The 6,767-nt window shown below is 69.8% G+C and carries 8 protein-coding genes; 3 read left to right on the top strand and 5 right to left on the bottom strand.

All coding sequences use genetic code 11. The features are described 5' to 3' along the window. The first annotated feature begins 208 nt into the window (after positions 1–208). From folB to ABT116_RS04300, 3 genes are read left to right on the top strand one after another with little or no spacing between them, the layout of a single operon-like run. A complete protein-coding gene (gene folB, locus ABT116_RS04290) occupies positions 209–568 on the top strand; it encodes a dihydroneopterin aldolase (protein ID WP_351627564.1) in 360 nt (119 codons plus the stop codon). Beyond that, positions 565–1,176 (top strand): 2-amino-4-hydroxy-6-hydroxymethyldihydropteridine diphosphokinase, encoded by a 612-nt coding sequence (folK, locus tag ABT116_RS04295; RefSeq protein ID WP_351627566.1) that lies wholly within the window; start codon positions 565–567, stop codon positions 1,174–1,176. The genes folB and folK overlap by 4 nt, the downstream gene beginning before the upstream one ends. Before the next feature lie 59 nt (positions 1,177–1,235). Then, on the top strand, positions 1,236–1,724 hold the full coding sequence (locus ABT116_RS04300) for a DUF3180 domain-containing protein (protein WP_351627567.1): 489 nt from the start codon (positions 1,236–1,238) through the stop codon (positions 1,722–1,724). A gap of 12 nt (positions 1,725–1,736) precedes the next feature. Here the strand turns inward: ABT116_RS04300 and folE are convergent, their stop codons facing one another. From folE to ABT116_RS04325, 5 genes are all read right to left on the bottom strand, one after another. Beyond that, positions 1,737–2,342: a GTP cyclohydrolase I FolE gene (gene folE, locus ABT116_RS04305; RefSeq protein ID WP_351627569.1), complete on the bottom strand. Its 606-nt coding sequence runs from the start codon at positions 2,340–2,342 to the stop codon at positions 1,737–1,739. A gap of 127 nt (positions 2,343–2,469) precedes the next feature. Beyond that, the gene (ftsH, locus tag ABT116_RS04310; protein WP_351627582.1) at positions 2,470–4,509 is read right to left on the bottom strand and encodes an ATP-dependent zinc metalloprotease FtsH; all 2,040 of its coding nucleotides are present in this window, start codon (positions 4,507–4,509) and stop codon (positions 2,470–2,472) included. A gap of 186 nt (positions 4,510–4,695) precedes the next feature. After that, entirely contained in the window at positions 4,696–5,256 is a 561-nt protein-coding gene (gene hpt / locus ABT116_RS04315) for a hypoxanthine phosphoribosyltransferase (RefSeq protein ID WP_351627585.1), read from the bottom strand. Between the two features lie 62 nt (positions 5,257–5,318). Next, positions 5,319–6,356 (bottom strand): tRNA lysidine(34) synthetase TilS, encoded by a 1,038-nt coding sequence (gene tilS / locus ABT116_RS04320; RefSeq protein ID WP_351627571.1) that lies wholly within the window; start codon positions 6,354–6,356, stop codon positions 5,319–5,321. A gap of 196 nt (positions 6,357–6,552) precedes the next feature. Next, the coding region (locus tag ABT116_RS04325) for a zinc-dependent metalloprotease (RefSeq protein WP_351627573.1) at positions 6,553–6,767 on the bottom strand (215 nt) is incomplete at its 5' end.

Raw genomic sequence — 6,767 nt, forward strand, 5'->3', positions numbered from 1 at the left:
CACCTACGTCCGGGTAGGGGCGGCTACCGACCTGCGCACCGACGGGTTCCCCAGGGGAAACGCCGGATGAATCCTGCCGGGCCCGGCCGCAGCCCCCCACCCCGTGGCCCGGGCCCGCCCGTGCGCGCAGGTAGATTCGACCGAGGCCGGTGTGCCGACCGCACATGGCACCCACCGGCCCTGACCGACGATTGCAGGAGTGATTCGCGTGGATCGTGTCGCGCTGCGCGGCCTGAAGGCCCGCGGGCACCACGGTGTGTTCCCCGAGGAACGCGCAGAGGGCCAGACCTTCATCGTGGACCTCGTCCTCGGCCTGGACACCCGACCGGCCGCGGCCGACGACGACCTGGCGAAGACCGTGCACTACGGCATCGTGGCGGAGGAGGTCGTGGCCGTCGTCGAGGGCGAGCCCGTCGACCTCATCGAGACGCTCGCCGAGCGCATCGCCCGGGCCTGTCTGAAGCACGAGGGAGTGCAGGAGGTCGAGGTCTGCGTCCACAAGCCGGACGCCCCGATCACCGTCCCCTTCGACGACGTGACCGTCACCATCACCCGGAGCCGAGTATGACCGCGCCCTTCATCAAGGGTCCGACCGACCCGACCGTACAGCCGGTGCCCGCCTCCGTCGTCGAGAAGGTCGACGCCGCCGACACGACCCTGTCCAACCCCAAACGGGCCGTGGTCGCCCTCGGCTCCAACCTCGGCAACCGGCTGGAGACCCTCCAGGGAGCCATCGACGCCTTGGAGGACACGCCCGGCGTCCGCGTCAAGGGCGTCTCCCCGGTCTACGAGACCGAGCCCTGGGGCGTGGACCCCGGCAGCCAGCCCGCCTACTTCAACGCCGTCGTGGTCCTCAAGACCACCCTCCCGCCGTCCTCGCTCCTGGAGCGCGCGCACGCGGTCGAGGAGGCCTTCCACCGCGTCCGGGACGAGCACTGGGGCCCTCGCACCCTCGACGTCGACATCGTCTCCTACGCCGATGTCGTCTCCGACGACCCCCAGCTCACCCTCCCCCACCCGCGCGCCCACGAGCGCGCCTTCGTCCTGGCGCCCTGGCACGACCTGGACCCCGAGGCGCAGCTGCCCGGCCGCGGTCCCGTCGCCGGTTTCCTCGACACCGTCACGCTGGCCGGGGTCGCGCCCCGCCGGGACCTGGAACTCCGGCTGCCCGAGTAGCCGTTAAGGTCGAGACGGCCGCGAACCGGGCCGGAAGCCGGGGGAACCGAAGGGACACCGTGAGAGAGCTGCGTATCCGGGTGCTGGCCGGCGTCTTCGTCGTGGCCGGAGTCCTGTCCTGGGCGGGCGCCCGCCTGTGGAACTCGGTCGGCACGCTCCCGAGCGTCCCGCTGGCCGCCCCCATCGTCCTGGCCGTGATCGCCGTGGTCCTGCTGGCCACGGCGCTCTCCCTCCGCGCCCGTCTCAAGGCTCAGCGCGAGCGCCGCCCCGAGGCGAAGGGCGTCGACCCCCTCATGGCGGCCCGCGCGGTCGTCTTCGGCCACGCCAGCGCCCTGGTCGCCGCCCTCGTCGCCGGCATGTACGGCGGCACCGGCGTCTTCCTCCTGGAATCCCTCGACATCCCCGCCCGCCGCGACCAGGCCATCTACGCCGGCTTCTCCGTCCTCGCCGGCATCGGCGTCATAGCGGCCGCCATCTTCCTGGAACGCGTCTGCAAACTCCCCGAGGACGACGAGAACGACGGCACTGGGGTGGCCCCGACGGTGTGAGGCAGGGCGGCGTCAGCGGGCCATGATGAGGCTCATGGCCTCGTTACGGGTCGCCGAGTCGCGCAGCTGCCCACGGACGGCCGAGGTGATCGTCTTCGCGCCCACCTTCCGGACTCCGCGCATCGACATGCACATGTGCTCGCACTCGACGACGACGATCACACCACGCGGCTCCAGGATCTCCATCAGGGAGTCGGCGATCTGCGTGGTGAGGCGTTCCTGCACCTGCGGGCGCCGCGCATAGACATCCACGAGCCGGGCGAGCTTCGACAGGCCGGTGATCTTGCCTTCGACGGACGGGATGTAGCCGACGTGCGCGACACCGACGAACGGCACGAGATGGTGTTCACAGGAGCTGAGGACTTCGATGTCCTTCACGAGGACCATCTCGTCGTGCCCCAGGTCGAACGTCGTGGTCAGCACGTCCTCGGGCTTCTGCCACAGCCCCGCGAATATCTCCCTGTACGCCCGCGCCACTCGCGCCGGCGTCTCCCGGAGTCCCTCGCGGTCCGGGTCCTCGCCGACCGCGATCAGGAGTTCGCGAACGGCGTTTTCGGCGCGCTTCTCGTCGAACTCGCCGATCTGGCCCTCGCCGTCCAGCTTCACGGGGTCGGTCATCTGCTGCCTCGTTCCTGTGTCCTTCACGGGGCGGCCTGCGGAAATGGCGAAAAGCCGCGCCCCCCAGGCTAAAACCTGGGGGGCGCGGCATCCATTCCGGGGCGGTGGGCCGCCGGGAGAGCTCAGGTCAGCTCTCGGGGCGGTCCTCCGGGGTCCGCTCGGGCGCCGGGGCGGGCTCCGCCGCGGTGCTCTTCGCGGTGGAGATGGCCGGCGTCGCGCCGTTCGCCCCGTTCGTCAGAGCCAGCTCCTTGGGGGAGAGGACCGGCGGACGGGTGGACGGCGTACGGCGGGAGGAACCCGTCCAGGCAGGCCGCGGCGGGCGCTTGACGATCGGCGCGAAGATCTCGGCGATCTCCTCCTTGCCGAGCGTCTCCTTCTCCAGCAGCTGCAGCACGAGGTTGTCGAGGACGTCGCGGTTCTCGACGAGGATCTCCCAGGCCTCGTTGTGCGCCGTCTCGATGAGCTTCTTGACCTCTTCGTCCACGAGCGCGGCGACCTCTTCCGAGTAGTCGCGCTGGTGAGACATCTCACGGCCGAGGAAGGGCTCGGTGTTGTCGCCACCGAACTTGATCGCGCCGAGACGCTCGGTCATGCCGTACTGCGTGACCATCGCGCGGGCCAGGCCCGTGGCCTTCTCGATGTCGTTGGCGGCACCCGTGGTCGGGTCGTGGAAGACGAGCTCCTCGGCCGCGCGGCCGCCCAGCATGTAGGCCAGCTGGTCCAGCATCTCGTTGCGCGTGGTCGAGTACTTGTCCTCGTCCGGCAGCACCATCGTGTAGCCGAGGGCGCGGCCTCTCGACAGGATCGTGATCTTGTGGACGGGATCGGAGTTCGGCGAGGCCGCCGCGACCAGGGCGTGACCGCCCTCGTGGTACGCGGTGATCTTCTTCTCCTTGTCCGACATGATCCGGGTCCGCTTCTGCGGGCCCGCGACCACACGGTCGATCGCCTCGTCCAGCATGTGGTTGTCGATCAGCTTCTGGTCGCTGCGGGCCGTCAGCAGGGCGGCCTCGTTCAGCACGTTGGCCAGATCGGCACCCGTCATACCGGGCGTACGGCGGGCCATGGCCGACAGGTCGACGTCGGGCGCGACCGGCTTGCCCTTCTGGTGGACCTTGAGGATCTCCAGACGGCCCTGCATGTCCGGGCGGTCGACGGCGATCTGCCGGTCGAAACGGCCGGGGCGCAGCAGCGCCGGGTCGAGGATGTCGGGCCGGTTCGTCGCGGCGATGAGGATCACGCCGCCCTTGACGTCGAAGCCGTCCATCTCGACGAGGAGCTGGTTCAGGGTCTGCTCGCGCTCGTCGTGACCACCGCCGAGGCCGGCGCCGCGGTGGCGGCCGACCGCGTCGATCTCGTCGACGAAGACGATCGCCGGGGCGTTCGCCTTGGCCTGCTCGAACAGGTCACGGACTCGGGAGGCACCGACACCGACGAACATCTCGACGAAGTCGGAACCGGAGATCGAGTAGAACGGGACGCCGGCCTCGCCCGCGACGGCACGCGCGAGCAGGGTCTTGCCGGTGCCGGGAGGCCCGTAGAGCAGGACGCCCTTGGGGATCTTGGCGCCGACGGCCTGGAACTTGGCCGGTTCCTGGAGGAACTCCTTGATCTCGTGGAGCTCCTCGACGGCCTCGTCGGATCCTGCGACGTCGGAGAAGGTGGTCTTGGGGGTGTCCTTGGTGATGAGCTTCGCCTTGGACTTCCCGAAGTTCATGACCCGGGAGCCGCCGCCCTGCATCTGGTTCATCAGGAACAGGAACACGACCACGATCAGCACGAAGGGCAGCAGGGAGAGCAGGATGCCGACGAACGGGTTCTGCTTGGACGGCGAAACCGTGTAGCCGTCCGGGATCTGCTTGTCCTGGTACTTGTTCTGCAGCGTGTTGGCGAGGTCGACGCCCTGGGTGCCGATGTAGCTCGCCTGGATCTTCGAGCTGTCCTCGACCTTTACGCCGTCCTTGAGCGTGACCTTGATGATCGATTCGTCACCGGTGGTCAGCTTGGCCGACTCGACCTTGTTCTGGTTGATCGCCTGGACGACCTGGCCGGTGTCCACCGTCTTGTAGCCGCCGGACGAGCCGACGACCTGCATCAACACGACCACGGCGAGGACGGCCAGCACGATCCACATGACCGGCCCACGGAAGTATCGCTTCACGTCCATCCATACGGAGCGGTGCCGCCCCGTCCCTCCTGCCATAGTGAGTTTGATAAAGACTGTTCTTCGGACGGTACCCCAGCATTGTCACCTGAAGCCGCGTGGGACAGCTGGCGATCCGCCTACGCCTGCTCCAACGGCGGGAAGTCCGCTGGGGTTCCCGATCACCGTCACGGCACTCCGGCCGGGTTCTCAGCCGCCGTACACGTGGGGCGCGAGCGTACCGACGAACGGGAGGTTGCGGTACTTCTCGGCGTAGTCGAGTCCGTAGCCCACGACGAATTCGTTGGGGATGTCGAAGCCGACCCATTCCACGTCGATGGCGACCTTCGCGGCCTCGGGCTTGCGCAGCAGCGTGCACACCTTGAGGGAGGCGGGCTCGCGCGAGCCGAGGTTGGAGAGCAGCCAGGACAGGGTCAGGCCGGAGTCGATGATGTCCTCGACGATCAGGACGTGCCTGCCCTTGATGTCGGTGTCGAGGTCCTTGAGGATCCGCACCACACCGGAGGACTGGGTGCCCGCCCCGTACGAGGATACGGCCATCCAGTCCATGGTGACGGGGGTGGACAGCGCCCGGGCGAGGTCGGCCATGACCATCACCGCGCCCTTGAGCACTCCGACGATCAGCAGGTCCTTGCCCGCGTACTCCGCGTCGATCTTCGCCGCCAGCTCGGTCAGCTTGGCGTCGATCTCTTCCTTGGTGATGAGCACCTTCTCGAGGTCGGCACCCATGTCTTTCGCGTCCACCCGCATCACTTTCGGTCGTCCCACCGGCCGATCGGCCCCTCCTGGCGACTGCGGGGAGGGGTCGTGGTTCAGCCTTGCCGAATCACCAGTCTGCCACCCTGCCGCCGGGCCACGACCTTGCCGGGGAGGTTGATGGCTCCCTGGCCGCGCCAGCCGGTGATCAGCCGGTCGATTTCCTCGATGTGGCGGGCGAACAGCGACCCGGCGGGCGCCCCGGCCTCGATGGCGGCCCGGCGCAGGACGCGGCGGCGTACGGCGGGCGGCAGGGCGTAGAGCTTGGCGCACTCCAGGAGCCCGGCGTCGTCGCGGACGGTGGCCTCGGCCTGGCCGGCCCAGGAGTCGAGGGCGTCGGCGTCGTCGCGGGAGAGCCGGGCCGTACGGGCGAGGGCCTCGACGACGCCTTTGCCGAGGGCCTTCTCCAGGGCGGGCAGGCCTTCGTGGCGGAGCCGGGAGCGGGTGTAGGCCGGGTCGGCGTTGTGGGGGTCGTCCCAGACGGGCAGGGACTGGACCATGCAGGCCTTGCGGGCGGTCTGCCGGTCGAGTTCCAGGAAGGGGCGCCGGTAACGGCCGCCGGCCCCCGAGACCGCGGCCATTCCGGACAGGGAGCGGATGCCGGAGCCCCGGGCGAGGCCGAGCAGGACGGTTTCGGCCTGGTCGTCGCGGGTGTGGCCGAGCAGGACCGCGGCGGCGCCGTGGCGTTCGGCGGCGGTGTCGAGCGCGGCGTAGCGGGCGTCGCGGGCGGCGGCTTCGGGTCCGCCGGTGCGGCCGACGGTGACGGCGACGGAGTCGACGGGGTCGAGGCCGAGTTCGCGCAGGCGCTGGACCACTTCCGCGGCGCGCAGGTCGGAGCCGGCCTGGAGGCCGTGGTCGACGGTGACGCCGCCGGCTCTGATGCCGAGCTTGGGGGACTCGAAGGCGAGGGCGGAGGCGAGGGCCATCGAGTCGGCGCCGCCGGAGCACGCCACGAGCACGAGCGGCGGGGATGGGCGCTCGTGCGGGGAGGCGTGCGGGACCGCGGCGGGGGCGCGGTGGTGTTCGGTGAGGAGGTCGTGGAGGACGCGGCGGACCGCCAGGCGTATCGCCGCGACCGCAGGATGGGGACCCATGTCCGGTTCCCTTCATGAAGTTTTCGGGGGGTGAGCCCGCGTGCCGGTCACGCAGAGTGTGTAGATGGTGACAGAACCGGGCCGTTCCCCGAGCATTGCACGCCTACCCCTGCCTCACGGTCCCTCGGACGGGTGATTACAGGGGCGTTCGCCTGCCGTCGGCGGGATTCCCTTCACGACCTTCCCGCCATGTTCACTACTCGGCCCTGCGATGCACCCGCGCGACCCAGTCCGCCGGTTTGGCGATCTCCGACTTGGTGGGGAGGGTGTTGGGCGAGGTCCACACGCGGTTGAAGCCGTCCATGCCGACCTCCTCGACGACGGCCCGCACGAAGCGTTCGCCGTCCCGGTACTGGCGGAGCTTGGCGTCCAGGCCGAGCAGCTTGCGCAGGGCCAGGTCCAGGCGGGAGG

This window comes from Streptomyces sp. NPDC002130 (genome assembly GCF_040296465.1).
Classification (GTDB): domain Bacteria; phylum Actinomycetota; class Actinomycetes; order Streptomycetales; family Streptomycetaceae; genus Streptomyces.